25 protein-coding genes are annotated in these 25,435 nt (G+C 48.7%); 16 read left to right on the top strand and 9 right to left on the bottom strand.

The features are described 5' to 3' along the window. Positions 1-103: 103 nt before the first annotated feature. A complete protein-coding gene (locus AACP44_RS00415) occupies positions 104-877 on the top strand; it encodes an exodeoxyribonuclease III (RefSeq protein ID WP_339337885.1) in 774 nt (257 codons plus the stop codon). A 46-nt stretch (positions 878-923) separates the two neighbouring features. Here AACP44_RS00415 and rph read toward each other — a convergent pair whose 3' ends face one another. Beyond that, on the bottom strand, positions 924-1,643 hold the full coding sequence (gene rph / locus AACP44_RS00410) for a ribonuclease PH (protein ID WP_339337883.1): 720 nt from the start codon (positions 1,641-1,643) through the stop codon (positions 924-926). Between the two features lie 144 nt (positions 1,644-1,787). On the opposite strand from rph, the gene AACP44_RS00405 reads away from it, so the two are divergent. The 5 genes from AACP44_RS00405 to AACP44_RS00385 all read left to right on the top strand — a co-directional run bounded on the left by AACP44_RS00405 (position 1,788) and on the right by AACP44_RS00385 (position 6,525). Further along, positions 1,788-2,657, top strand: a complete 870-nt coding sequence (locus AACP44_RS00405; RefSeq protein ID WP_339337956.1) for a YicC/YloC family endoribonuclease — start codon at positions 1,788-1,790, stop codon at positions 2,655-2,657. 44 nt (positions 2,658-2,701) lie between these two features. Continuing rightward, positions 2,702-3,337 (top strand): guanylate kinase, encoded by a 636-nt coding sequence (gene gmk, locus AACP44_RS00400; RefSeq protein ID WP_339337881.1) that lies wholly within the window; start codon positions 2,702-2,704, stop codon positions 3,335-3,337. Between the two features lie 138 nt (positions 3,338-3,475). Continuing rightward, positions 3,476-3,763, top strand: coding sequence for a DNA-directed RNA polymerase subunit omega (gene rpoZ, locus AACP44_RS00395; RefSeq protein WP_339337880.1), 288 nt, complete (start codon positions 3,476-3,478; stop codon positions 3,761-3,763). Positions 3,764-3,946: 183 nt separating this feature from the next. After that, on the top strand, positions 3,947-6,118 hold the full coding sequence (gene spoT / locus AACP44_RS00390; RefSeq protein ID WP_339337878.1) for a bifunctional GTP diphosphokinase/guanosine-3',5'-bis pyrophosphate 3'-pyrophosphohydrolase: 2,172 nt from the start codon (positions 3,947-3,949) through the stop codon (positions 6,116-6,118). 23 nt (positions 6,119-6,141) lie between these two features. After that, entirely contained in the window at positions 6,142-6,525 is a 384-nt protein-coding gene (locus AACP44_RS00385; RefSeq protein ID WP_339337876.1) for a RidA family protein, read from the top strand. Between the two features lie 116 nt (positions 6,526-6,641). Here the strand turns inward: AACP44_RS00385 and AACP44_RS00380 are convergent, their stop codons facing one another. Further along, the gene (locus AACP44_RS00380) at positions 6,642-7,496 is read right to left on the bottom strand and encodes an SDR family oxidoreductase (protein WP_339337874.1); all 855 of its coding nucleotides are present in this window, start codon (positions 7,494-7,496) and stop codon (positions 6,642-6,644) included. A gap of 137 nt (positions 7,497-7,633) precedes the next feature. On the opposite strand from AACP44_RS00380, the gene AACP44_RS00375 reads away from it, so the two are divergent. The 3 genes from AACP44_RS00375 (at position 7,634) to AACP44_RS00365 (ending at position 12,162) form a co-directional block, all read left to right on the top strand. Next, positions 7,634-8,560, top strand: a complete 927-nt coding sequence (locus AACP44_RS00375) for a hydrogen peroxide-inducible genes activator (RefSeq protein ID WP_339337872.1) — start codon at positions 7,634-7,636, stop codon at positions 8,558-8,560. A 22-nt stretch (positions 8,561-8,582) separates the two neighbouring features. Beyond that, a complete protein-coding gene (gene recG, locus AACP44_RS00370; RefSeq protein WP_339337954.1) occupies positions 8,583-10,652 on the top strand; it encodes an ATP-dependent DNA helicase RecG in 2,070 nt (689 codons plus the stop codon). 142 nt (positions 10,653-10,794) lie between these two features. Then, on the top strand, positions 10,795-12,162 hold the full coding sequence (locus tag AACP44_RS00365; RefSeq protein WP_339337870.1) for an HDOD domain-containing protein: 1,368 nt from the start codon (positions 10,795-10,797) through the stop codon (positions 12,160-12,162). 25 nt (positions 12,163-12,187) lie between these two features. Here the strand turns inward: AACP44_RS00365 and AACP44_RS00360 are convergent, their stop codons facing one another. Genes AACP44_RS00360 through hemC form a run of 4 tightly spaced genes read right to left on the bottom strand, consistent with a single transcriptional unit; the run spans position 12,188 to position 16,339 of the window. After that, positions 12,188-13,420 carry a heme biosynthesis protein HemY gene (locus tag AACP44_RS00360; protein WP_339337868.1) on the bottom strand — a complete coding sequence of 411 codons (1,233 nt, stop codon included), beginning with the start codon at positions 13,418-13,420 and terminating at the stop codon, positions 12,188-12,190. Continuing rightward, on the bottom strand, positions 13,417-14,595 hold the full coding sequence (locus AACP44_RS00355; RefSeq protein ID WP_339337866.1) for a uroporphyrinogen-III C-methyltransferase: 1,179 nt from the start codon (positions 14,593-14,595) through the stop codon (positions 13,417-13,419). Before AACP44_RS00355 ends, AACP44_RS00360 begins: the two co-directional genes overlap by 4 nt. Positions 14,596-14,636: 41 nt before the next feature. Beyond that, complete coding sequence (locus AACP44_RS00350) at positions 14,637-15,398, bottom strand: uroporphyrinogen-III synthase (protein WP_339337864.1); 762 nt, start codon at positions 15,396-15,398, stop codon at positions 14,637-14,639. A gap of 2 nt (positions 15,399-15,400) precedes the next feature. Continuing rightward, complete coding sequence (gene hemC / locus AACP44_RS00345) at positions 15,401-16,339, bottom strand: hydroxymethylbilane synthase (protein ID WP_339337862.1); 939 nt, start codon at positions 16,337-16,339, stop codon at positions 15,401-15,403. A 228-nt stretch (positions 16,340-16,567) separates the two neighbouring features. On the opposite strand from hemC, the gene argH reads away from it, so the two are divergent. The 7 genes from argH to AACP44_RS00310 all read left to right on the top strand — a co-directional run bounded on the left by argH (position 16,568) and on the right by AACP44_RS00310 (position 23,033). Further along, entirely contained in the window at positions 16,568-17,965 is a 1,398-nt protein-coding gene (gene argH, locus AACP44_RS00340) for an argininosuccinate lyase (protein ID WP_339337860.1), read from the top strand. A gap of 235 nt (positions 17,966-18,200) precedes the next feature. Further along, on the top strand, positions 18,201-18,410 hold the full coding sequence (locus AACP44_RS00335) for a lipoprotein (protein ID WP_339337858.1): 210 nt from the start codon (positions 18,201-18,203) through the stop codon (positions 18,408-18,410). 35 nt (positions 18,411-18,445) lie between these two features. Further along, on the top strand, positions 18,446-19,699 hold the full coding sequence (lysA, locus tag AACP44_RS00330; RefSeq protein WP_339337856.1) for a diaminopimelate decarboxylase: 1,254 nt from the start codon (positions 18,446-18,448) through the stop codon (positions 19,697-19,699). 28 nt (positions 19,700-19,727) lie between these two features. Then, positions 19,728-20,561, top strand: a complete 834-nt coding sequence (dapF, locus tag AACP44_RS00325) for a diaminopimelate epimerase (protein WP_339337854.1) — start codon at positions 19,728-19,730, stop codon at positions 20,559-20,561. A gap of 45 nt (positions 20,562-20,606) precedes the next feature. Beyond that, the gene (locus AACP44_RS00320) at positions 20,607-21,305 is read left to right on the top strand and encodes a DUF484 family protein (RefSeq protein WP_339337852.1); all 699 of its coding nucleotides are present in this window, start codon (positions 20,607-20,609) and stop codon (positions 21,303-21,305) included. Between the two features lie 35 nt (positions 21,306-21,340). Continuing rightward, positions 21,341-22,258, top strand: coding sequence for a tyrosine recombinase XerC (xerC, locus tag AACP44_RS00315; protein WP_339337850.1), 918 nt, complete (start codon positions 21,341-21,343; stop codon positions 22,256-22,258). A 91-nt stretch (positions 22,259-22,349) separates the two neighbouring features. After that, positions 22,350-23,033 carry a DUF523 domain-containing protein gene (locus AACP44_RS00310; RefSeq protein ID WP_339337848.1) on the top strand — a complete coding sequence of 228 codons (684 nt, stop codon included), beginning with the start codon at positions 22,350-22,352 and terminating at the stop codon, positions 23,031-23,033. Positions 23,034-23,051: 18 nt separating this feature from the next. Here AACP44_RS00310 and glnK (AACP44_RS00305) read toward each other — a convergent pair whose 3' ends face one another. From glnK (AACP44_RS00305) to glnK (AACP44_RS00295), 3 genes are all read right to left on the bottom strand, one after another. Further along, positions 23,052-23,390 carry a P-II family nitrogen regulator gene (gene glnK, locus AACP44_RS00305; protein ID WP_339337846.1) on the bottom strand — a complete coding sequence of 113 codons (339 nt, stop codon included), beginning with the start codon at positions 23,388-23,390 and terminating at the stop codon, positions 23,052-23,054. Positions 23,391-23,607: 217 nt separating this feature from the next. Continuing rightward, on the bottom strand, positions 23,608-24,840 hold the full coding sequence (locus AACP44_RS00300) for an ammonium transporter (protein WP_339337844.1): 1,233 nt from the start codon (positions 24,838-24,840) through the stop codon (positions 23,608-23,610). Positions 24,841-24,876: 36 nt separating this feature from the next. Further along, positions 24,877-25,215, bottom strand: a complete 339-nt coding sequence (glnK, locus tag AACP44_RS00295; RefSeq protein ID WP_339337842.1) for a P-II family nitrogen regulator — start codon at positions 25,213-25,215, stop codon at positions 24,877-24,879. Positions 25,216-25,435: the final 220 nt, after the last annotated feature.

Raw genomic sequence — 25,435 nt, 5'->3', positions numbered from 1 at the left:
TGCATTAAAAAATCAGAGAACCGTTCTGGCTTCAACAGAACTGATTTTACTATCATTTTTCCTAGGCCCAGCATCATACGCTGTCCACTGTAATGAGGCGACCATGAGAATCATTAATTTTTGCGCAGACGGTATTCGGGAAGCCGCCAAAGACGGCTTCTTCGAATGGGTACTGGAGCAGGATGCAGACTTTATTTGTATCCAAAACCTAAAAGCACAGGAATATGATCTACAAGCCGAGATCTACTGGCCAAAGGGCTACAACCCCTACTTCTTCGATGCGGTAGAAAAAGACACTAATGGTGTCGCCATTTATTGCAAGCAAATGCCCAAAGCCATTATGACCGGCTTGGGCTTTATCGACTTCGATATGGAAGGCCGTTATATACAGGCTGATTTTCAGGAAATCAGTATTGGCTGTTTATTGGCCCCCAGCGCTTATAAGGCGGACGATACCGCTAGAGCTCACAAAAAACACTTCTTTGAGCTGTTCCAGCACCACTTAACCAAAGTGCGCAATAAGCGCCGCGAGTTTGTGATTTGTGGTAACTGGAATATGACTCACTCCCAGTCCGATATTCAAGATATTCAAGCCAATCGAGATATCTCTGGAGCCTTGCCCGCAGAGCAACAACAGATGGATCAATTATTTCAGGAGTTAGGCTATGCCGACGCCTTCCGTGAGATTAACACCGACGATGATGAGTTTACTTGGTGGCCGGATGGCGATCGCAGCAAAGATGGCTGGCGCATTGATCACCAGATTGTCTCTGAGGGACTGAAACCGGTGATTGAATACGGCGCCATTTATAAAAACCAGATCTTCTCAAGCCATGCGCCGTTAATTATGGATTACGACTACGAAATACAAACCTGAGCAAAATAGGGAAAATAGGGGATGGCGAATAACCACCCCCTGCCAATTAACCGGCTAAAGCCGCCTTCTGCATATCAATTAACTCAGCAATTCCCTTCTCTGCCAAAGCCAGCATACTATCGAGTTCGGCGCGGCTATAAGGCTCACCTTCTGCCGTACCTTGCACCTCAATAAAACCACCCGCTTCAGTCATAATCACATTCATATCGGTTTCTGCATTGGAATCTTCAGGGTAATCCAAATCCAGCACCGCTTCGCCTTCATAAATACCGACAGAAATTGCAGCGGTCATTTGTTTTAGCGGGTTGTCTTCAATCATCCCCTCGGCCTTCATATAACGAAGAGCATCGGCCAGAGCAACGCAGGCACCAGTAATCGAGGCGGTGCGAGTACCACCATCAGCCTGAATTACATCGCAATCAATGGTAATCGAATTTTCACCCAGCGCGGTTAAATCAACGGCAGCTCTTAATGAGCGACCGATCAAGCGTTGAATCTCGACAGTGCGCCCGCCCTGCTTGCCTCTGGCCGCTTCACGCCCCATCCGACTACCGGTAGAGCGCGGCAACATACCGTACTCGGCTGTGATCCAACCCTGCCCTTGTCCCCTTAGAAACCTCGGCACACCGGCATCCACCGACGCAGTACAAATCACCTTGGTATTACCAAAGGTCACCAATACCGAGCCCTCGGCGTGGCAGGTAAAATTACGGGTAATGGTTACTTCGCGAAGCTGATCATGACGACGGCCACTAGGTCTATTCATAGGGAATAACTCAAAGATTAAATGGAAAAGAGCGGGCATTATACACATGAACGCTATGACGAGGGGCTGCAATCGGGCTAAAATGGCGGTCTTTATTTGTCTGTTTTATTTGACTACTTTATTCGACTGAAGGTATTCACCGCTATGATTCGCAGTATGACCTCTTTTGCCCGTCAGGCCACGCAACACGATGGTGGTTCTCTGGTCTGGGAAATTCGCTCAGTCAATCACCGCTATTTGGAACCCAGCTTTAAACTGCCGGAATCCATGCGCCGTCTAGAAAACGACCTGCGAGAAAAAATACGTAAAACACTGAGCCGAGGCAAAGTTGAATGCAGCTTACGTATGCAGTCTCAGTCTGGCGACAATTCAAGCCAACTCACCGTCAATGCCGAATTGCTAACTCAATTGATTGTTACTGCGGAGTCGATTCAAAAACAACTCAACGAACCCTCCGCATTAAACCCACTGCAACTATTACAATGGCCGGGCATGATGTCTGAGCCAGAAATCGACAGCGATTTACTCTGCGAACAGGCATTGGCTGCATTTCAGGTGACACTGGAACAGTTGCTTGAAAGTCGCGAACGAGAGGGCGCCGCTCTAAAACAATCGATCGAACAGCGACTCGATACCATCGGCGATATTACAGCTGCAGTAAAACAACAACTGCCAGACATTCTCCAAGCCCAGCGACAGAAGCTGCAACAACGATTGCAAGAATTAAAGGCCGAGCTCAATGAAGATCGCCTGGAACAGGAAATGGTTATTCTGGCCCAGAAAGCCGATGTCGATGAAGAGCTAGACCGCCTTGACGCCCACCTTGCCGAAGTCAGACGGGTACTCAACAAAGGGGGTGCCTGTGGCCGGCGCCTAGATTTCTTGATGCAGGAGTTAAACCGCGAAGCGAATACACTATCATCAAAATCCATCGTCACCGACACCACCCAGGCCGCCGTTGAACTAAAAGTATTGATTGAGCAAATGCGCGAACAGATCCAGAATATAGAATAAGCAATAACAACCACTGCACCGTATTCGTCCGAGGAAAGCCCTGAATGTCATTAACTTCTGAACAGACTACCAGAGGAAAACTTTATACTATCTCTGCCCCTTCCGGCGCCGGTAAAACCAGTCTTGTCAGCGCATTAATCGATTCGATTCAACAGGTTAGAGTATCAGTATCTCACACCACCCGAGCCATGCGTCCCGGTGAGCAGGACGGCGTTAACTACCATTTTGTCAGTCATGAAGACTTTCAATCGATGTTGGTAGAACAGTCTTTTTTGGAGTATGCAGAGGTCTTTGGCAACTATTACGGCACATCCCGGGCGTGGGTAGAGCAGACACTTAACGAGGGCGATGACGTAATACTAGAAATTGACTGGCAGGGCGCCGCGCAAATCAAAAAGCTTATGCCGGACACACTGGCTATCTTTATTATGCCGCCCTCGCAAAGCACCCTGAGAGAGCGCCTTACCCATCGCGGTCAGGATGATGAAGTGGTCATTAATAAACGGATGGCTGAGGCCGTTAACGAAATGTCCCACTATGAGCAAGGCGATTTTGTGGTCATTAATGATGACTTTAATACCGCTCTGGCTGACTTACAGGCCATTGTGCGTAGCTCAAGATTAACCTTGGCGCCGCAGAAAAACCGCCATCAAGCCCTATTAGACGAACTACTGGGCTAATCAACTCAGCCCAGCAACCGGCTGATTGTTTTTAGTACACCATCTTTGCTACAATGCTCGGCCGTTTTGACCGGCCCGGCATTAAACCGCTTGAGCCGAACTAAAACTACTAAACGCTAACTGCAAACGAGAAACACCATGGCCCGTATTACCGTTGAAGATTGTCTGGATAAAGTTGATAACCGCTTTGAACTAGTGATGGTCGCTAGCAAGCGTGCTCGTGCACTGGCCACCGGCGGCGAAGAACCACTGGTCGCTGAAGAATCTGATAAGCCCACTGTTATCGCACTGCGTGAAATTGCTGACGATGTAATCACGCCAGAAGACATCATGAATCCGAAGCAAGAAGAGCCCGAAGAGATCATGCTGGATATGGATATCGACCTAAATACTGAAATTCCGCCATCGTTCCAAGCTAACGACTGAGCTAGGGCTTTATCTTAAACAGGCCGAGTCGATTAAATCACTCGGCCTTTTTCATGCCTGCGATTTAGCGCAAAGCTTTCCGCTGAATAAAAGTCATGGTATAAGTTGCCTATAGCTTAGCATCACCTAATTTAGCACCACTTAACTTAGCATCATCGACAGCCAACGAGAGCAGACCGCTATATGCAACAATACAGCTTCTTTCAGCAACGCAGCAACCGCGAAGAAGTCGACTCCATCGATGCATTAGGCAGCACCCTGCAGAGTTATCTTTCCCCAGTACAAGTCAATCAAATCAAGCGCGCCTATTACTACGCCGAGCAAGCCCACGAAGGCCAGCGCCGTCGCAGTGGTGAGCCCTACGTTACCCATCCACTAGCCGTAGCTGGCATATTGGCCGATATGCATATGGACCACCAAAGTTTGATGGCCGCCATGCTGCATGATGTGATTGAAGATACCGGCATCAGCAAAGAAGCACTGGGTGAACAATTTGGCGACTCCGTTGCTGATTTAGTCGACGGAGTTAGCAAACTGACCCGTATGGAAGATCAAACACTGGCCGAGGCACAAGCCGAAAACTTTCAAAAAATGGCCTTGGCCATGGCTAAAGACATTCGCGTTATTTTGGTAAAACTGGCTGATCGTCTCCACAATATGCGCACCCTCGGCGTATTAAAACCGGAGAAACGCCGCCGCATCGCCAAAGAAACACTCGATATGTATGCTCCCATCGCCCAGCGCTTGGGCATGCATAAAATTCGCGTTGAATTTGAAGATTTAGGTTTTGCCACTCTAAACCCGATGCGCTCTACTCGCATTCAAGCCGCTGTCAAAGCGGCCCGCGGTAACCGTAAAGAAATCATTCAACAGATTGAAGAATCTATCGAAGCTTGCTTAGAACAGGAAGGCCATGAAGCCTCTGTTGTTGGCAGAGAAAAACACCTCTATAGCATTTATCAGAAAATGCGCGGCAAGAAAAAATCCTTTTCTGAAATTATGGATATCTACGCCTTCCGGATTGTGGTGGACAGCGTTGATATGTGCTACCGGGTTTTAGGCTGTATTCACAGCTTATATAAACCGGTGCCTGGTCAGTTTAAAGATTATATTGCCATACCAAAATCCAATGGCTATCAGTCTTTGCATACCGTTTTATTTGGTATGCACGGTGTGCCAATCGAAATCCAGATTCGCACACAGGAAATGGAAGAAATGGCCAACCACGGTATTGCCGCTCACTGGCTATATAAGACCAACGAAGGGCAGCCGCTAAATACTAGCCATACCCGCGCCAGACAGTGGTTGCAGGGTTTACTTGAAATGCAGCAGCGCGCCGGCGACTCTCTGGAATTTATTGAAAACGTAAAAATTGATCTGTTCCCTGACGAAGTTTATGTTTTTTCTCCGAAAGGAAAAATCATGGAACTGCCGCAGGGCTCTACCGCGGTCGACTTTGCCTATGCCGTGCATACTGATGTTGGCAATAATTGTGTGGCCAGTCGCATAAATCGCCGCTTAGCGCCCTTGTCAGAGACATTACAAAGCGGCCAGACCGTCGAAATTATTACCTCTTCCGGTGCGCAACCCAATCCTGCCTGGCTTAACTTTGTGGTCACCGCAAAAGCCCGCACCAATATTCGTCACTTTTTGAAAAACCAGCTAACCAATGAATCGGTTGCTTTAGGTCGGAGACTACTGGACAAAGCCTTAATAGAATTAGGCTCCGGTATCGATCAGCTTAGCGAAGATCAAAAAGAACTATTGTTAAGTGATACCGGCATGCAAACCTTTAATGAAGTGTTAGAAGAAATTGGACTGGGCAATCGCGTTTCTATTTTAACCGCACACCAGTTATTGGCCGAGACCGATAAAGACGGAAAAAGCATTCATCCGGAAAACTCCACCCACTCGCCATTGGCTATTCGTGGCAGTGAGGGTTTCCGAATTAACTTTGGCCATTGCTGCTATCCGGTGCCGGGCGATTCTATTGTTGGCTTTATCAGTTCAGAGCGGGGCATTGTCGTTCATACTGACAACTGCCATAACAGTTTGGATTTTCGCAATAACCCAGAGCGCTGCATAACCTTGCGCTGGGATGATGAAGTAGAAGGTGAGTTCTCCTCTGAATTAAAAGTGGAGCTGGAAAAAAGCCGTGGCATCATCGCCGTATTAGCTACCAAAATAAATAGTCTGGATGCCAATATTGAAAAAATCAGCGTGGAAGAAGAAGGCCCCAGACTCAATACGATGAGTATTGTTGTAGGCGTTCGCTCCCGTATTCATCTAGCCCGCATTATGAAACATATTCGCCGCATTAAGGCCGTGGTTAAAGTAACCCGCGCCAGACACTAATAATTTTTCATAAGGATTTCACCATGAGTCAAAAAGAAATCATCGCCACCAGCAAGGCGCCGCAAGCTATTGGTCCCTACTCACAAGCGGTCAAGGTGGGTGATACCGTTTATTTATCTGGGCAAATTCCACTGATACCTGAAACCATGGAACTGGTAACCGGTGATATAAAAATGCAAGCTCAGCAAGTGTTTAACAATTTAGCGGCGGTTGCCGCAGCCGCAGGCGGCAGTTTGGACGATGCCGTTAAAGTTAATATCTCACTGACAGATCTCGGTGATTTTGTAGCCGTCAATGAAGTGATGGCAGAGGTTTTTCAACAGCCGTTTCCGGCAAGAGCCTGTGTTCAAGTGGCCGCTTTGCCAAAAGGAGCGGCGATAGAAGTGGAAGTGATTTTATCCTTGTAATTCAGCCTGTCGTTCTTGCAGATGCTCGCCAATTCGGGCATCAACACGCTGATAACGCTGCCACTTATTCCTTGGGATATTAAAAAATTAGCATAAGCGCAAACAATAGCCGCGCTTTAGTTTTCTTCAGCTAACAATTCGCTATAGCCTTGCCGGTAATCACTGTAACGAAGCATATAACCCGTTGCTAACAAACGGGCATTGCTGCAACGTTTACTATTGCGCCGGGTTTTATCACCGTTAGTGAGCGTGCTGGGGTCAATACCTAATTGTTCCGCTATCCAAGATTTTACCTCCCACAATGTCGCCGGCTCGCTATCAACACCAATATAGCAACTGGCCAATGCGTGCTGTTCACAATCCATTCTAATCAGATGAGCCAGAAAACCAATGCAATCATCACGATGAATACGGTTGGTAAATAATGGTGGCGATAAGGGGCAACCCTGCCCAGCTGCTACTTGTTCAATTAAGCGCCGTCTTCCAGGACCGTAGATACCGGCAAAGCGAATAACACAATGCGCAATAGCTTGTGTTGTAGCAACCTGCTCGGCCTCTAACAAACGTTGACCGGAAAACGTCTTTGGTTCGGCAGCACTGTTTTCATCCACCCACTGACCGTCGTTCTGATGGTAAACACTGGTACTGGAGACAAAAAATAATCGTTTAACCGCCTCGCGATTATTTAGCGCAGCGATTACATTAGTCAGACCTTGGACATACACCGCTTGATAACGCTGATCGCTAAATTCGCCCGGCGTTAAAGTCACCACAATATAGTCAAAGCGCAATGACCCCAGACTGACTAATGATTCCCTATCAGTCACATCGGCATTTAGCGTATTGATCGGCTCAGGCAATGTTCCGCTTCGGCGCAAGCCCCATACAGTATGCCCCTCACTCGCCAGCTTTAAGCCCAGCGGGGTGCCAATATCACCACATCCGACAATTAAGATACTACTAGTCGACAAAACACTCTCCCTTCACATTAATAGCAGGCACTTTAGCAATAAATTCTATGATTGTAATAGCACCTTTTGATAGAAAATATTAATCTATACCTTCAACCTACAGCCTACACTTATTCAGCTAGCCACAGGTAAGCCCGATGACATTAACTGAACTGCGCTATATTGTCGCCCTGCATCAAACCGCCCATTTTGGTAAAGCCGCGGAAAAATGCTTTGTCAGCCAACCCACTCTGAGTGTCGCCATTAAAAAGCTAGAAGAAGAACTGGACGTGTCACTATTTGAGCGCAGCCGCAACCAAGTTCGTGCCACACCGTTAGGCGAACAAATTATTGCTCAGGCTCAAACGGTATTGGAGCAAAGCAATGTTATCAATGAAATAGCCAATCTGGGTAAAGATCCGCTGGGCAGCACCCTCTCGATTGGCGCTATTTTTACCATTGGCCCTTATTTGTTTCCGCATTTTGTTCCGCAGCTACAAAAATCTGCCGCCAAAATGCCTTTATATATCGAAGAAAACTACACTGCCGTGCTGCGAGAAAAACTGCGTCAGGGTGAGCTGGATGCCATTATTATTGCCCTGCCCTTTAATGAGCCTGATGTGGTAACGCAAAGCCTGTATGAAGAAAGCTTTGTAGTACTACTGGCCAAAGATCATCCACTGGCTGAACGCAAAACCATTACCGCCAAACAACTGGAACAAGAACAAGTACTTCTGTTAGGTGAAGGCCACTGCTTTCGCGATCAGGTGCTGGAAGCTTGCCCGGGCCTACGTAAAAACTTTGCCCGCGGTAATGACCCGCTGCAATCTGTGGTGGAAGGCAGCTCGCTTGAAACCCTAAAATATATGGTCGCTTCCGGGCTGGGTATTACCATTTTGCCAGCCTCCGCTGCGCAACTGCATCAATATGGTAATGCTGCCTTAGTCACCCGACCGTTTATCAACTCAAACTCGAAACGCACCGTGGCGCTGGCATGGCGGGCCAGCTTCCCTCGTCATCAAGCCATCGATGCTCTTAGCCAAGCCATTAAACAATGCCAGCTTGGCAAGACCATCAACGAGTAACCTTATTTTGACCAGCAACAAAATGCTAGATCAAATACCGGCACAACAGCTCAAAGGCGTTGGCCCCAAAATGGCCGCCAAACTGGCAGAGCTAGGTATTCACAGCGTTCAAGATTTGCTATTCCATCTTCCTCTGCGCTATCAGGATCGAACCCGCATTACCCCTATCGGCGCATTGCAGGTTGGAACTGATGCCGTTATTGAAGGCGAGGTTAAAGCCGCCGATATTGTTTTTGGTCGCCGCCGCAGTCTGGTCTGCCGCTTGCAAGATGGCACCGGCACCGTGACGCTACGTTTTTTCCATTTTTCTGCTGCGCAAAAAAATAATCTGAGCCTTGGCACAAGATTGCGCTGCTTTGGCGAAGCGCGCCGTGGTAGCAGCGGCCTTGAACTCTACCATCCCGAGTATCAGTTAGTGACCGACCAACCGGCGCCGATGGCACAATCGTTAACCCCGATTTATCCTAGCAGCGAAGGACTTAGCCAACAGGCTTGGCGCAAACTCAGTCAACAGGCACTTAATCTGGTTAAACCAAACACCTTGGTGGAATGGTTACCGCAATCGCTGTCATTTAACGGCAGCGCGGTAAGTCTGGAACAAGCCCTAATCTATTTGCATCGGCCGCCCACAGATGCGTCCCTGGATTTACTAAAACAAGGGGAACACCCTTACCAACAACGTTTGGCGTTTGAGGAACTGCTAGCTCATAACCTAAGCCTGCTTAAATTGCGCAGCCAAACCCGCGCTCAGGGCGCACCTCCATTACTCGGCGACGAACAACTTAGCCAGTCGTTTTTGCAAACACTAGGCTTTGAGCTAACCAGCGCACAACAACGCGTCGTCACTGAAATTAATAACGACTTAACACAAAGCAAACCCATGCTGCGCTTGGTGCAAGGTGATGTTGGCTCAGGCAAAACGGTGGTCGCTGCGCTGGCGGCACTAAAAGCGGTCAGCTGTGGTTATCAAGTCGCGATTATGGCTCCCACCGAAATATTGGCCGAACAACACTTCACAAACTTTGGTCATTGGATGCAGCCTCTGGGTTTATCGGTTGGCTGGCTTACCGGCAAAGTCAAAGGCAAACAGAGAAAGCAGCAATTGGAAGCCATGATGCAGCATCAGGTCGATATTGTGATTGGCACTCACGCATTATTTCAGGATGAAGTGCAATTTGCCAAACTGGGTTTGGCAATTATTGATGAGCAGCATCGCTTTGGTGTGCATCAGCGATTGGCATTAAAAGAAAAAGCCTCAGCCGCTGTCGGCCACCCCCATCAACTGATTATGACCGCTACTCCGATCCCTAGAACACTGGCGATGAGCGCCTATGCCGATCTGGATACCTCGGTTATTGATGAGCTACCGCCGGGTCGAACTCCGGTCACCACAGTAGTGATAGACAATGTCCGGCGCGCACAAATCGTCGAAAGAGTTCGCAACGCCTGCCGTGAGGGTCGCCAAACCTATTGGGTTTGCACGCTGATTGAAGAATCCGAAACGCTGGCAGCCCAGGCCGCCGAAGATACTTGCACCAACCTGCAAGCCTTGCTGCCGGAACTGAATATCGCCCTTATTCATGGCCGTATGAAAGCCGATGAAAAGGCCTCGGTGATGCAAGCGTTTAAGGAAAACGCGCTGGATCTTTTGGTTGCTACCACCGTTATTGAAGTCGGGGTGGATGTGCCCAATGCCAGCCTGATGATTATTGAAAACGCCGAGCGACTAGGACTGGCTCAGCTTCATCAACTGCGCGGCAGGGTTGGCCGCGGCAGCACCGCCAGTCACTGTGTCTTAATGTATCAATCACCGCTGGGACAGCAGGGCAAGCAGCGACTGCAAACCATGCGACAAAGTAGCGATGGCTTTGTTATCGCAGAAAAAGACTTGCAGCTACGAGGCCCGGGAGAATTGTTAGGCACTCGTCAAACAGGTTTATTGCAATTGCGTATAGCCGATTTGGAACGGGACAGCCACTTACTGGATCAAGTCAAGGTGGCGGCCGGGCAATTACTGCAGCAATATCCACAGGCGGTAGACCCGCTTATTCAGCGCTGGTTAGCAGATGGCGAGCAATATGCACAGGTTTGATTGTATGACTTCATCATAAGCCGCCTTGATTAACGGCAAAAACTACAACTTGAACTACACTCTCAATGCCAACAAGTAAATCGTTAGACTCAACCGCCTGAACGATCAATAACACTAACCATGCGGGACCAAGGAGCAAGCCATGCCAGTGCCGGCTGTCATTGAAAAAATATTAAACCAACATAATATTGAAGTTGCTGTGGTTGACGCGCCCGCCACCGTCGACTTTATCGGCCAGGCGAAGACGACGCTATTGCAAGACCGCAACGGAAAAATTCAGGCGATTTACAGTAGTGATAGTATTTTGGATATCGACGCACTATGTCGTTTAACGCAACGCAAATTAACCGTCTGCAAATCGCAAGATATACAAGCCATTTGCAACAAGGCTAAAGTAGATCGTTTGCCCACTATTCCGCTGGCCTTGGGTTTCGACGTTATTATTGACCAGCAGCTGTTATCCCATCGCGAATTAAAACTCGATAGCGGTAGCGAAGCTTGTTTGGTGACAATCACGATTGAGCAATTTAACCAGCTAATTGATGGCGTTCAAACCGGCTCGATCGCTGTCAACGAGACCGAACTGCAAAGCGCATCACTTGATATGATTCACGATATTGACGACATCACCTACGCCGTTGCCAATTTCACCCAATTAAGAATCAAACAGCGCCTGGAAGAGACACTGGAATGTCCGCCTTTACCGGAAACTGCGCAGCGTATTATTCAACTGCGAGCCAACCCCGATGCAGATATTAAAGACCTGAGCGATATCATAGAAACCGACCCTTCGCTGGCCGCGCAAATTATCAGCTGGGCAGCATCACCCTACTATGCCGCGCCGGGGAAAATACAATCCGTCCATGACGCCATTGTTCGTGTGTTAGGTTTTGATATGGTTTTAAACTTATCACTCGGTCTAGCCTTGGGCAGAACACTCAAGCTACCCAAAGATACAGCCAGCGGCTTTACCCCTTATTGGCAACAAGCTATTTATGCCGCCACCGCTGTAGCGGCTTTGGTTCAGCTAATGCCGACCAAGGCGCGACCTGCGAAAGGCATGATGTATTTATCGGGCCTGCTACATAACTTTGGTTACTTAATTTTGGCCGATGTGTTTCCAGTTTATTTTTCCACGATTTGTCGCTATCAAGAAGCCAACCCTGTTACTAACCACTGCTATATTGAGCGCCACTTACTCGGCGTAACACGGGAACAGCTAGGGGCTTGGTTAATGCGGACATGGAGTATGCCCGATGAAATCAATACCGCTATTCGTTTTCAAAACGAGGTGGAATTTGAAGGGGAAAACAGCGACTACGCCAACCTGATGCTTATTACTTTGCGCCTGTTACGCAAACACGGTATTGGCGATGCATCATCAGCAACTATTCCAGATCATCTATTTGAACATTTGCAGTTAGACCGTGAAGAAGCCGAACAAGCGATTATGACGCTGATGGAATCATCTGCCGAGCTAAATGCTATGGCAGCAACCATGGCCGCTTAATGGGCGGGCGGTATCGCTCAGCTTGTTACGAAGTTGAGCGCGACGACGGCATCGGGAAATCGACCAAATCGTCGGTTGCCAATAACAGCCCACGATAAAAATACTCACTGCTTGCCTCATGCTCACCAAGATGCGCTAACAATCGACCCATTTCAGCACAGACTTCACCGCTATCTTCAAACTGCAAACTTCTCTCAAAATATTCTCTGGCCTTACCCCAAAAAGCATTGCGCAGAGACAGACGACCGAGACATAAAAATAAGGCGGCATCATTATTGCGCTGCTTAAGCCAATCTTCCGCAAATAGTAATTGTCTGGCCGGATCATCGCTGGCAACTTTTCCGTAAAGAGACACCAAAGTACTATTCCAATCTTTTTTCAGGCGGTTGCGAATTAATTTTTCCGCCCCCTGCATATCGCCCAAGGCAATAATGCTTTCTGCATAGCAAGCTATCACCTCACTATTGGCTTTTACCGCAGTGGAAAAGCTTTGCCACAATTGGCGCAAGTTGCCCAAGGCATCACTGCGAGATTTGGCCGCCTCTAAAATACTTGCCTTGCTAGCCGTTATTTCCAACTCGGTTATTTCGTCCGGCGCTAAGACTTTATATTTTTTTAGCTCCGGTAGCAGCGCAAGAACTTGCTGCCAATCATTAAGCCCTTGATAGGTTTGCGCCAACAAATAAAGGACATGCGGATGTTTTCCCGCATTGCGACGCACCCGAGTTAAGGTCGCTAAACTTTGTTCAAACCGACCACTGCGTAACTGCAACTCCGCCTGCGTTAAACCCACCGCAATACCTGCACCACTCGTACTCTGTTCGGCTTTTTTTAGAAACGCTTTCATTTGTTTGCTGTCATCCAGCGCATGACTGGCGCGAGCGGCAATCAAATAATTGAGTAATGGTGTTTCAGATTTTGCGGCCGCCTTGGCCAGCGTTTTGCGCGAGCTTTGCCAATTGCCTTCAATAAATGCGATCAGGCCATGGGTAGTTTGCTGCTGACTGCGGCGATAGTCCCTGCCGGACAGCCAATCACTCAAAGCACCCGTGCCGCTAATCAAGCGTCTTAGCAAACTAAAAAAACCATACACTATGGAAAATAACAGCACGAATAAACCAACACCTATCCAGACACTGGTTTCAAGGGTATAGGTGTTATAGCTAATTAAAATATAACCGGGGTCCAATTCTATCGCCGCCACCAAAGCAACCGATAGCACCAGCACAACTAAGCTGGCAATAAAGAAGCGCTTCATTTAACTGGCTCCTCAGCGGGCTCTTCAGTTAACTCTTTGCTGAGTTCTTTATCCGGCGCTTTATTCAGTTCTTTATTGAGTTCTTTTTGTGTCGCCGGCTTAAGCTGATGAATATTCTCAACATAGGCTTTAAGCGCGCGTAGAGAACCGGAAATATCTGGCAAGCTAATAGCGACCTGCTGCTGCTTTAAATATTGCAACTGCGCGACCACGGCATCTGTCGACACTTTATCCAGCGTGAAATACGTTGCCAGCCAGTGATCTACTTTTGACAAACTATCCTCATAGAGTTTTTGCTTGCCTGCCAAACTAGCCATTTGTGCCTGCTCAAACATCAAGCGCACATTTTGCCGCACGGCCGCTTCATATTCTGGCGCCAGTAATGGTTTATAAATATCATCGCGGCGGTTAATTTGAATATACCCGCTAAGCTTATCTAACGCCGCCTGAAAACCCACCGCCAAACGTTGCTGCCAGCTTTGCGCAACGGGCACTTCAGGCCTAGGCAAACTCAGTTGCAGCGATTGAATTAATGGCAATTGCTCTGCCTGTTGGGCCAGCGCGGCCAGCGCTAAATAATGCCCCTCTAGATCAAGAGTTACCGCAGCACGTAAATTGGCCATATCATTTGCCAAAGCTTCGCGCACAGAATAAAGCGCATGGTCATCCAAATCTTTAATAATGGCATCAGCGGCTGTTAGTAATTGCATCGCGCTATCGCGTTGTTTACCCATTAACAAACGCTGGTGTGCCAGACGCATTAAATATTCCGCCTCGGCTAGCAACCAATCATCGCGATCGGTGGTGGATAATGACTGTAGACGTTTTTGCTGACTGCTTAGCTGTTGTTGCAAGTTATCAATACGCTGCAATAATTGTTGTTGCTGCAACTGGTTATTGGCTTGCCATTGATCGAACTGGCCCTGCAGTTTTTTATTGTTTTCAGCCTGACCATCGACCCGCTGAATTGCGCCGGCAATAGCTGCTCGGCTTTGTTGCAGCGACTGCTGTTGGGCAATACCCTCCTGCCATAAAAAAATACTGAGACAGACGCCGGCAATAGCTATTAGCAATGTCAGCAACCACAGGCCTGTACCCGGCCCAGATTTTTTTGGCGACACCTTGGTAACCGTTGGAGAAGCTTGTTGTTTATTTTCTGGCGGTTGATTTTCCACACGCTATTCCATTGTTTATAGTGTTAAAACGGTTAGTAAAACTAAAGACGCTTTAATGCCTCTAGCATTGACTGATCACTGGCGCTTTCCGCAGTGACGATATGTTCAAAACCCAGCTCTTCGGCTATGGCGGCGACTCTATCACCAGGAACGACAATGGTTATTTTATTCAGCCCCTTCGCACCGACCAACTGACAAAAATTAGTTACGCTTTCGCCACTGTTCAAACAAACGGTATTGATCGCCTGTCGCTCAATTATCTCCGGCAAGGCACCCTCGGCCAAGCTAGGTAAAACGCGCTGATAACATTCAGCATAGCTGACTTGTGCACCGCGCTGGGTTAATTGCTGCGCCAAATAATCTCGACCACCCACACCGCGCACAATTAATACTTTTTGTTGTGCCAAGTGTTGCAGGCTTTGATGCTGTAACAGCGCCTCGCTATTCATAGCGCCCTGCAACTGATAAGGCTCACAAGGCACGTCCTGTGCTATTAACTGCGCTACGGTTTTTTTACCAATACCGTGCCAGTGGATATCGATCGGCAACTGCGGCCAGTATTGCTGCACCCACTCCATACCAAACTTAACAGCATTGCCGCTAATAAAAATCACATGCTGAAATGTATCCAGCGCCATGATTGTTTGCTTGCATTGCTCTAGTTGCGCATTATCGCTCAGTCCAATGATATCGATTACCGCGCAATGGCTGGCTCTACCACCCGCTTTATTTATTGCCGCCATCAACGTCTCTGCCTGACCTTGCGGCCGGGTGACTAACACTGATAAGTCCGCTAATGACATCACTATTGGCGGTAAACCGCTTGCAAAATATCAGCGGCGCCCTGAGCTAATAAATCTTCAGCCACCGCAACACCCAAGGTCTCGGCGGTACTGCGATCCGCACAGCGATCACTGCGCAATATCGTGCTGCCATCGGGACTGCCTACCAAGCCGCGCAACCATAGCTCGTTATCATTGTCGGGGTTTGCTATGGCAAAACAAGCAATCGGTACTTGGCAGCCGCCTTGCAAAGTTAAGTTTAACGCGCGTTCGGCGTTAACACATTCGGCCGTGGCTTGATGATGCAAAGGCGCTAATAACTGCTTGATACGCTGATCATCGATCCGCGCCTCGACACCAACAGCCCCTTGACCACCGGCTGGCAGACTCTGTTCCGGACTCAGGTGTTGCGCGATTCGATCAGCCATTCCCAAACGCAGCAGACCGGCACTGGCAAGGATAATGGCATCGTATTGCCCTTCATCTAATTTGCGTAGACGGGTATTCACATTGCCGCGCAAATCAACAATCGTTAAATCGGGTCGCTGGGCCCTGATCTGACACTGGCGACGCAAGCTGGAAGTTCCTACACGAGCCCCTGCTGGCAACTCATCAAGACTTTTATAGTGATTGGAGACAAAAGCATCGCGGGGATCTTCGCGTTGACAAATAATCGACAGGCCCAGACCGGCAGGAAATGCCATCGGCACATCTTTCATCGAATGCACCGCAATATCGGCGCGGCCATCTAACAAGGCAGTTTCCAATTCTTTAACAAACAAGCCCTTGCCGCCGATTTTTGCCAACGGGGAATCCAGTATTTGATCACCACGGGTGGTCATCCCCAACAACTCTACCTGCAAGCCAGGGTGCGCAGCTTCCAGTTCGGCTTTAATAAACGTTGCCTGCCAAAGGGCTAAAGGGCTTTCTCGGGTGGCGATGCGAACCAGTTGCTCGGACATATAACGGCTGTTACTCAATAATAAAGATTATAGTGACGCTATGATAAGTGACTGAGGCTGTAGGACAAAGTTTTAGCGCAAGGTTTTTACTGTGTTGCTAATAACTTAGCCACCAAAGTGATCAATCAACCCCCCATAGACTTAACCCGGACTACCATCGCTAACCGGATACGCCCTCTTCTGCTATAATTCGGCGCCATAGCCCATCACTCAATAGCGACTTATTTCATGACTGACAAAGAACCTGCCATCAAGCCCTGGGGCGGACGCTTTACCGAGCCAACTGACGCCTTTGTAGAGCGTTTTACTGCCTCCGTTGAATTCGATCAGCGCTTGTATCATCACGATATCAACGGCTCACTGGCTCACGCCAAGATGCTCGCCAGTGTTGGCGTACTGACCGATGCCGAATACCAGCAAATTGAAACCGGGCTGGAGGCTATTCGCAGTGAAGTCGAGGCCGGTGAATTTCAGTGGTCGGTGACGCTGGAAGATGTGCATATGAATATAGAGGCGCGGTTAACCGATAAAATCGGCATTACCGGTAAAAAGCTGCATACCGGACGCTCGCGCAATGATCAGGTGGCCACCGATATTCGCCTGTATTTGCGTGATGAAATTGACCATATTGCCAGCGAGCTAAGCCGTTTACAGCAGGGTTTATTAACGCTGGCCAGCCGTGAGGCCGATACCATTATGCCCGGCTTTACCCACCTGCAAACAGCCCAGCCGGTCACCTTTGGCCACCACCTACTGGCTTGGAACGAAATGTTAGAGCGGGATTACAGTCGCTTGATGGATTGCCGTGCCAGAATGAACCAATGCCCATTGGGCGCAGCCGCGCTAGCGGGTACCAGCTACCCCATTGATAGAGCGATGACTGCTGAATTATTGGGCTTTGACGCCCCGACCGAAAATTCACTGGACTCGGTTAGCGATCGTGACTTTGCCATCGAATTTACCAGTTTTGCCAGTCTGGTAATGACCCACTTGTCGCGCTTTAGTGAGGAGTTGGTGCTGTGGACCTCGGCCCAGTTTAACTTTATCGAACTACCTGATCGCTTCTGTACCGGCTCCTCGATTATGCCGCAGAAGAAAAATCCGGACGTCCCCGAGCTAGTAAGAGGCAAGGTGGGCCGCGTTAATGGCCATCTGATTTCCCTGCTAACCTTGATGAAATCCCAGCCTTTGGCCTACAACAAGGATAATCAGGAAGATAAAGAGCCATTATTCGATACCATCGATACGGTGAAGGACTGTCTTAAGGCCTACGCCGATATGATACCGGCGATTAGGCCGAATAAGGCCGCGATGGAACAAGCCGCCCGGCGTGGTTTTTCCACTGCGACAGATTTGGCAGACTATCTGGTCGGCAAAGGCGTGGCCTTTCGCGATGCCCACGAAATTGTAGGCCAGTCGGTGGCCTATGGGCTTGAGCAAGAAAAAGACCTGTCCGAGATGACGCTGGAAGAATTACAGCAATTTAGTGACGTGATTAGCGCCGATGTATTTGAGGTATTGACGCTGGCCGGCTCTGTGGCGGCACGTGATCATATTGGCGGCACGGCACCTAAGCAGGTGATTGCAGCGACAAAAAGAGCGGCCGATAAGATAAGTAAGCGTTAACTCACAAAAAGGTTTTTTGCTAATCTGAATCTCGCCGGGTGCTCGTTATGACGAGCGGACCAAGAGGCGGGCGCCGATTAGCTGAATCGTTAAACCGACAAAACCAAGCCCCATTCCCACGCCAAATCGCGTTTTATTCAGTATCGCTTAAACACCACTGGGTACAGCAAATTAACATTGGGGTTCAGTCTTTCTGCCGGTATAATCGCCGACATTAACGATTGAGACATAAGTCATGCAAACGCCCAAAAATGCCATCCTGATCAAAGCCGCATTGTTAACCAGCCTATTGATGCTGACCGCTTGCGGCCAGAAGGGCCCGCTGTATTTGCCACAGGACCCCAATGTCGTCAGCGAAGACACCACTAGCACCGCTGTCTCAGCAGAAACTGCCAGCAAAAAAGACAACAATTTGGCCCCGGCACCCTCTGACAGCCAAGACTAAACCTCAAACCACAGGCCCTAAGACAGGTAAAAACCATGGATGCTTTTGAGTATCGCAACGGCGAGTTATATGCCGAAAATGTACCTTTGGCGCAAATTGCCGAACGCTTTGGCACGCCGACCTATGTTTACTCAAGAGCCTATCTTGAGCAGCAATTTCTGTCATACCAGAATGCACTAAAAAATCATCAACACCTGATCTGCTATGCCGTTAAAGCCAATTCCAATATTGCGGTATTAAACGTACTGGCCAGACTGGGCGCCGGCTTTGATATTGTTTCTCAGGGTGAGTTGGAGCGAGTTCTGGCCGCTGGCGGCGATCCAGCCAAGATTGTGTTTTCGGGCGTGGCGAAAACACCGGCTGAAATGCGTCGAGCGCTGGAAGTCGGCATTCACTGCTTTAATCTTGAGTCAGAGGCCGAATTAGAGGTCTTACAAACGGTAGCCGCGGAGATGGGCGTGACTGCCCGCATTTCCCTGCGCGTTAACCCCGACGTGGATGCCAATACCCATCCCTATATTTCCACCGGTTTAAAAGAAAACAAATTTGGCATAGATATCAAACTGGCACCGGCGGTTTACCAGCGGGCTGCTAGCTTAAGTAATATCGAGATTATCGGTGTGGACTGCCATATTGGCTCCCAGCTCACCGAAGTTACGCCGTTTCTAGATGCACTGGATCGCGTACTGGCCCTAATTGATCAACTGGCCGATAACGGCATCAGCATTAGCCATCTGGATTTGGGTGGTGGTTTGGGTGTGCGCTACAGCGATGAACAACCACCGACTCCGGCCGAATATATGGCAAAAGTACTGGCCCGTCTGGGCGATAGAAATATTGCTCTAGCCTTTGAGCCAGGCCGCTCTATTTGTGCCAATGCCGGCGTATTGCTAACCAAAGTCGAATACCTAAAACCCAATCCTCACAAAAATTTTGCCATTATCGATGCGGCGATGAACGATATGATTCGTCCTGCCCTGTATCAGGCTTGGCTGAATATTGAAGCCGTAACACCGCGCACCGAAGGCGAATGCAAACGCTGGGATTTAGTCGGACCAGTCTGTGAAACCGGTGACTTTTTGGGCAAAGATCGGGAATTAATTCTTCAAGCAGGCGATTTGTTATCGGTAGCGTCCTCGGGTGCCTATGGCTTTACCATGAGTTCCAACTACAATAGTCGTGGTCGTGCCGCAGAAATTATGGTGGATGGTGATCATGTCCACCTAATACGCGCACGGGAAAGTATCGCCGACCTGATGCAAGGTGAAGCGCTGCTACCCGATAGCTAAAACTGGATCACTATCTGGACCCATCACTATGTTGTTACGCTTTACCAAAATGCATGGCATCGGCAATGACTTTGTCGTACTCGACCTGCTCTCGCAGCGGTTTAACCTGCAAGAGCAGCATGTGCGTATGATCGCCGACCGGCGCTTTGGTATCGGTTGCGATCAGGTGCTAGTAGTAGAAGCCCCTCGCCAACCCGATGTCGACTTTCGCTATCGTATTTATAACGGCGATGGTAGTGAAGTAGAACAATGCGGCAACGGCGCCCGCTGCTTTGCTAAATTTGTGCGCGATAAAAAACTCACCGGCAAGCGAAGCATCCGAGTAGAAACGGCCAGCGGCATTATCGAGCTATCAATGATTGAAGGCCAACAAGTCGCCGTGAATATGGGCCAGCCTATACTTCGCCCTGCTGACATTCCCTTTACCACCGAACAATCACAGCGCGCTAGCTATGCTATTGAAGCCGCCGGCCAGCCGTGCGAAATCAGCGTAGTCTCTATGGGCAACCCCCATGCGGTAATGCTAGTCGACGATGTGGAAAGCGCTGATATCGCAACGCTAGGGCCGGCGATAGAATCGCATAGTCAGTTCCCGCAACAGGTTAACGCCGGCTTTATGCAAATCGTCAGTCGCCATGAAATCAACTTGCGTGTCTATGAGCGCGGTGCGGGCGAAACCTTGGCCTGCGGCACCGGCGCTTGCGCGGCCGTCGTTTCCGGTATTTTGCGCGGCTTGCTGGACCAGCGCGTTACCGCCAAACTGCGTGGCGGCAGCCTGACTATTGAGTGGCGCGGCGAAGGCCATGCCGTTATGATGACAGGGCCTGCCAGCCATGTGTTTGAAGGCCAAATTCAAATTTAATCCAGCTAAAACAGTAGCGGACTCAAAGCAAAAAGAGAGGACAATGTGGACAATGTGGAAGTAACTGACAACAATAACGGTGCAAGCGATATCACTGAAGAAGATGTTGCACAGTATTTACAAGACCATGCTGAATTTTTTCTAAACCGCGATGAGTTGCTGTTAGAACTCAAGTTGGCTCATCCCAGCGGTGAAGCTGTTTCATTACTAGAGCGCCAAGTCTCACTGTTGCGTGAGCGCAATATGGAGCTGAACCATCGTCTCGACGGCCTACTGGAACATGCCGAAGACAATGACCAACTCTATGATAAAACCCAACAATTGGTACTAGCACTGATTGAAGCGCAGGATCTAGATACTATTGTTAATACCTTTAACCGCAGTTTATTAACTGATTTTGGTATCGACTTTTCCAATCTCATATTATTTGGCAATCCGGAACAATATCGCGATGTGCTATCGGTTATGGTGCCGGTAGATGATGCCTTTGCAGCTATCCCTAGCCTATTAAAAAACAATAAAGCAACCTGCGGCGTATTAAGACCGGAAGATCTGCAGTTTTTATTTACCGATCAAGCGCAGCAGGTTGGCTCGGCTGCCGTTATGCCGCTTGGCGATAACAACCCCTTGGGGGTTATCGCTATTGGTAGCAAAGACCCAAATCGTTTTAGCTCGACCATGGGCACTTTGTTTTTATCCTATATCGCCGATGTATTAAGTCGTTTAATACCGCGTTATCAATAACAATAAGCCTGCAATTATCGCTAGCGGAGCGATTAATGAGTAAAGCTGAAGCTGATGACTGGCAACAACCGATTAATGAATTTCTTCATTATTTGGAAACTGCTCGCCAGTTATCACCGCATACCCTAAGCAACTACCGCCGCGATCTGGAAAAATTTGCTGCTTACTGCCGGCACAATAATATTGCCACGCCCTCATCGGTACATAGCGCTGATGTTAGGCAATGGGTGGCGCAACTTCACCGCGGCGGATTGGCCGGCCCCAGCTTACAAAGAGCGCTATCGGCGTTGCGCAGTTTTTATAAATACCGCAACCGTCAGGGCGAAAAAAATAATCCGGCGATAAGTATTCAAGCCCCCAAATCGGCAAAAAAATTACCCAAAGCGCTAGATGCTGACAATATGCAACAGCTGCTAGCCATTGCTGGCGATGACTGGCTAAGCACACGTGACCGGGCGATTCTGGAATTATTTTATTCTTCTGGTCTGCGCTTGTCAGAACTGGTGAATTTAAATCTTCCGGATATTGATTTGCCGCAAGCCTTAATGACCGTTACCGGCAAAGGCAAAAAAACCCGCACCCTGCCCGTTGGTAGTTTTGCGATTAAGGCTCTTAACAACTGGCTTGCTGTTCGCACCGACGTCGAAACCACAGAGACTGCTGTCTTCTTAACGAAGCAAGGACGCCGTCTTAGTCAACGCGCTATTCAACTGCGGTTAAAAAAATATAGCGTACAGCAAGGTGTTAACCAGAGCGTACATCCGCATATGTTGCGCCACTCCTTTGCCAGCCATATGCTGGAGTCCAGTGGCGATCTGCGCGCTGTGCAAGAATTACTCGGCCACGCCAATATTTCCACCACGCAGGTGTATACCCATTTGGATTTTCAGCATTTGGCCAAGGTCTATGATAAGGCGCATCCAAGGGCCAATAGAAAAACTGAAAAAACCTAACCTATCAACAAGAGAAAAGATATCTGCCCGTGTTTTTTGTCTATTAGCCATGATTAGTATGCCCAATAGTTCAGCGACATTTTCTTTTTTTATGATAGACAATGCTTCGGTAAAACCTCAGGTTGCCATCAGCGCCTGCCTTAATGGTCGGGCGGTACGTTACGATGGCAGCAGCAAAACACTGGCAACCACCACCACTTTTTTATCGAAGGCTTTAGATTTATTGCCGATATGTCCAGAAGTCGGTGCGGGCATGTCGACGCCAAGACCGCCTATTCAATTGGTTGATAATAATGGCCAGATAGCGGCCATAGGTAGAGACGACAAAACGCTCAACCCCACCGCAGCGCTATTGCGATTTCGGCAACAGAGTATCGATCCGTTAGGCTTATCACTATGTGGCTATATCTTTAAAAGCCGATCGCCCAGTTGCGGGGTTAATAGCACGCCGATTTTTGCCAGCACCGGCGAAGCCATCGGTTTTGGCAGTGGGTTACAAGCCGCTTATGTGCAGCAAACCCTACCATGGCTGCCGATCAGGGAGGAGCAACAACTGGCCAGTGAGGAACAATGCGAACAATTTATTTTTCAGTGTCGATTGCTACAGGATTTATATTTGGGTTGCCAGCAGCATGGGCTGGCCGCCGTTGACCGGCATTATTCCGAAGTGATTAATAGCTTGCCAACGCCATCGCAGACTGCGCTAAAACAATCGCTGCAAACTGGGCAAAAAGAAAAATATTGGCAGGAATTACTCAGGGCCCTAGCCAGCTAGAGCCCTTGAAAAACTGGGTTAAACCGCGTCCTGATTGGTTTCGCCAGTGCGGATACGGACAACATGCTCTAAAGATGTCACAAAGATTTTGCCATCACCGATCTTGCCGGTATTAGCCGCATTGCTAATGGCTTCAATCACCGCGTCTACCTGATCGTCATTAATAGCGATCTCCAGCTTTACTTTAGGCAGAAAATCCACCACATACTCGGCGCCGCGATACAGTTCGGTATGGCCCTTCTGGCGACCAAAACCCTTTACCTCTGTCGCCGTAATACCACTAACACCGACGCCTGACAGGGCCTCGCGAACATCATCTAATTTAAAAGGCTTAATAACCGCGGTAATCAATTTCATCACTTGCTCTCCTGACAGCTACCCGCCCATGCCGGTAGCGCTTTGAATTATTGTGTCGCCTAAGTTATCTAGCAACCGCTCGAAAAGCAAGAGTTTAACTTAAAAATGGCTAAGTGAAGGATCAATTGAAGCGGGAAGACAAAAATAAAGGCGCCCGAAGGCGCCTTTATTATAGTACTTAGTTTAGTACCTGGTGTCGTACTTAGTGTCGACCCTGTTACTTAGTCGTAAACTCAGGGTAGGCTTCCATACCACATTCTGAAAGATCCACACCTTCGTACTCTTCTTCTTCAGAGACTCTGATGCCAATAACTGCTTTGAGGATACCCCAAACAACCAAGCTAGCAATAAAGACCCAACCAAAGATCGTCGCAGCACCAATCAACTGACCAGAAAAGCTGGAACCGTCATTGGTTAGAGGGACTAATAGTAGACCTAGTAGACCGACCACACCGTGAACAGAGATCGCACCTACAGGGTCATCAATTTTCAGTTTATCCAACGTCAGGATAGAGAAGACAACCAGAGCACCACCAGCAGCACCAAACAAGGTTGCTTCTAATGCAGAAGGCGTAGAAGGCTCAGCCGTAATCGCTACCAGACCGGCCAAGGCACCATTGAGAGCCATGGTTAAATCCGCTTTGCCGAATAGCACTCGGGCCACGATTAGTGCAGCAACCAGACCACCAGCAGCGGCAGCGTTAGTATTCATAAATACCACCGCAACACTGTTGGCACTTTCAACGCTGGCCGTTGCCAACACCGAACCACCGTTAAAGCCAAACCAACCCATCCACAGGATAAAGGTACCCAGTGTAGCTAGAGGCAGATTAGCACCAGGGATTGCGTTCACTTCACCGTTAGGGCCGTACTTACCTTTACGGGCACCTAGTAACAATACACCAGCCAAAGCGGCGGCTGCACCGGCCATATGCACAATACCGGAACCAGCAAAGTCAGAGAAGCCAAGGTCACCTAAAGTGTATAGGCCAAATACCGCGTTGCCGCCCCAGGTCCAAGAACCTTCCATAGGGTAGATATAACCCGTCATTACCACCGCGAAAGCTAGGAAAGCCCAAAGCTTCATGCGCTCAGCAACCGCACCGGAAACAATCGACATGGCGGTAGCCACAAACACGACCTGGAAGAAAAAGTCAGCTGACGGTGCATATGTCGCCGCTTCTTCAGCGCCGGTGACACCATCGCCAGTAATCGTAGACAGTAATACATCACCGCCATACATAATGGCATAGCCGCAAACCATATACATAATGCAAGAGATGGCATATAGCGCCACGTTCTTGGTTAAAATTTCTGTGGTATTTTTGGAGCGAACCAAACCCGCTTCCAACATGGCAAAACCTGCTGCCATCCACATCACTAGCGCGCCACAAATTAAGAAATAAAATGTGTCAAGCGCATACTGTAATTGAAAAATATCGTTTTCCATTATTCAGCCCTCCACAAGGCTAAGGTCAATTAATTATTAAATAGCCTCTTCGCCTGTTTCGCCGGTGCGGATACGGACCACCTGCTCAAGGGTAGAAACAAAAATTTTGCCGTCACCAATTTTGCCGGTATTAGCCGCCGTGGTAATGGCCTCGATAACTTGGTCTAGCGATGCTGCTGCAATCGCTACTTCGATTTTTACCTTGGGTAAAAAATCGACCACATATTCAGCACCACGGTACAATTCGGTATGGCCTTTTTGTCGGCCAAAACCTTTCACTTCAGTTACCGTAATACCTTGTACACCGATGTCCGAAAGCGCCTCTCGGACATCATCCAATTTGAAAGGTTTGACTATAGCCGTCACCAGTTTCATTGGTTTTCTCCTCTTTTGGTTGCGTGTGCCGAGTAGCGACAACACTAAATTTTGGACAAAAAAAGCCCGCCGAACCGAAATTCGGCGGGCTGAAGTAGCGTGTAAACCTGGGAGACTTAGACGCTAAACTGTTTTTTACAACAGATCTAAGTCAGTGCTTATAGATCGAAAGATTTGCTAACGTCGAGGACTAGGTATCCATCATCGTTGGTGCCATCTC

The organism is uncultured Oceanicoccus sp. (genome assembly GCF_963968385.1).
Taxonomy (GTDB): Bacteria; Pseudomonadota; Gammaproteobacteria; order Pseudomonadales; family Dasaniaceae; genus Oceanicoccus.
This window is presented reverse-complemented; position numbering and strand designations above follow the sequence as displayed.

What these genes read in the sequence shown, in the direction of transcription:
- AACP44_RS00415 (WP_339337885.1), top strand. Translation starts at nt 104, where the DNA reads ATGAGAATCATTAATTTTTGCGCAGACGGTATTCGGGAAGCCGCCAAA.
- rph (WP_339337883.1), bottom strand. Translation starts at nt 1,643, where the DNA reads ATGAATAGACCTAGTGGCCGTCGTCATGATCAGCTTCGCGAAGTAACC.
- AACP44_RS00405 (WP_339337956.1), top strand. Translation starts at nt 1,788, where the DNA reads ATGATTCGCAGTATGACCTCTTTTGCCCGTCAGGCCACGCAACACGAT.
- gmk (WP_339337881.1), top strand. Translation starts at nt 2,702, where the DNA reads ATGTCATTAACTTCTGAACAGACTACCAGAGGAAAACTTTATACTATC.
- rpoZ (WP_339337880.1), top strand. Translation starts at nt 3,476, where the DNA reads ATGGCCCGTATTACCGTTGAAGATTGTCTGGATAAAGTTGATAACCGC.
- spoT (WP_339337878.1), top strand. Translation starts at nt 3,947, where the DNA reads ATGCAACAATACAGCTTCTTTCAGCAACGCAGCAACCGCGAAGAAGTC.
- AACP44_RS00385 (WP_339337876.1), top strand. Translation starts at nt 6,142, where the DNA reads ATGAGTCAAAAAGAAATCATCGCCACCAGCAAGGCGCCGCAAGCTATT.
- AACP44_RS00375 (WP_339337872.1), top strand. Translation starts at nt 7,634, where the DNA reads ATGACATTAACTGAACTGCGCTATATTGTCGCCCTGCATCAAACCGCC.
- recG (WP_339337954.1), top strand. Translation starts at nt 8,583, where the DNA reads ATGCTAGATCAAATACCGGCACAACAGCTCAAAGGCGTTGGCCCCAAA.
- AACP44_RS00365 (WP_339337870.1), top strand. Translation starts at nt 10,795, where the DNA reads ATGCCAGTGCCGGCTGTCATTGAAAAAATATTAAACCAACATAATATT.
- AACP44_RS00360 (WP_339337868.1), bottom strand. Translation starts at nt 13,420, where the DNA reads ATGAAGCGCTTCTTTATTGCCAGCTTAGTTGTGCTGGTGCTATCGGTT.
- AACP44_RS00350 (WP_339337864.1), bottom strand. Translation starts at nt 15,398, where the DNA reads ATGTCATTAGCGGACTTATCAGTGTTAGTCACCCGGCCGCAAGGTCAG.
- hemC (WP_339337862.1), bottom strand. Translation starts at nt 16,339, where the DNA reads ATGTCCGAGCAACTGGTTCGCATCGCCACCCGAGAAAGCCCTTTAGCC.
- argH (WP_339337860.1), top strand. Translation starts at nt 16,568, where the DNA reads ATGACTGACAAAGAACCTGCCATCAAGCCCTGGGGCGGACGCTTTACC.
- AACP44_RS00335 (WP_339337858.1), top strand. Translation starts at nt 18,201, where the DNA reads ATGCAAACGCCCAAAAATGCCATCCTGATCAAAGCCGCATTGTTAACC.
- lysA (WP_339337856.1), top strand. Translation starts at nt 18,446, where the DNA reads ATGGATGCTTTTGAGTATCGCAACGGCGAGTTATATGCCGAAAATGTA.
- dapF (WP_339337854.1), top strand. Translation starts at nt 19,728, where the DNA reads ATGTTGTTACGCTTTACCAAAATGCATGGCATCGGCAATGACTTTGTC.
- xerC (WP_339337850.1), top strand. Translation starts at nt 21,341, where the DNA reads ATGAGTAAAGCTGAAGCTGATGACTGGCAACAACCGATTAATGAATTT.
- AACP44_RS00310 (WP_339337848.1), top strand. Translation starts at nt 22,350, where the DNA reads ATGATAGACAATGCTTCGGTAAAACCTCAGGTTGCCATCAGCGCCTGC.
- glnK (WP_339337846.1), bottom strand. Translation starts at nt 23,390, where the DNA reads ATGAAATTGATTACCGCGGTTATTAAGCCTTTTAAATTAGATGATGTT.
- AACP44_RS00300 (WP_339337844.1), bottom strand. Translation starts at nt 24,840, where the DNA reads ATGGAAAACGATATTTTTCAATTACAGTATGCGCTTGACACATTTTAT.
- glnK (WP_339337842.1), bottom strand. Translation starts at nt 25,215, where the DNA reads ATGAAACTGGTGACGGCTATAGTCAAACCTTTCAAATTGGATGATGTC.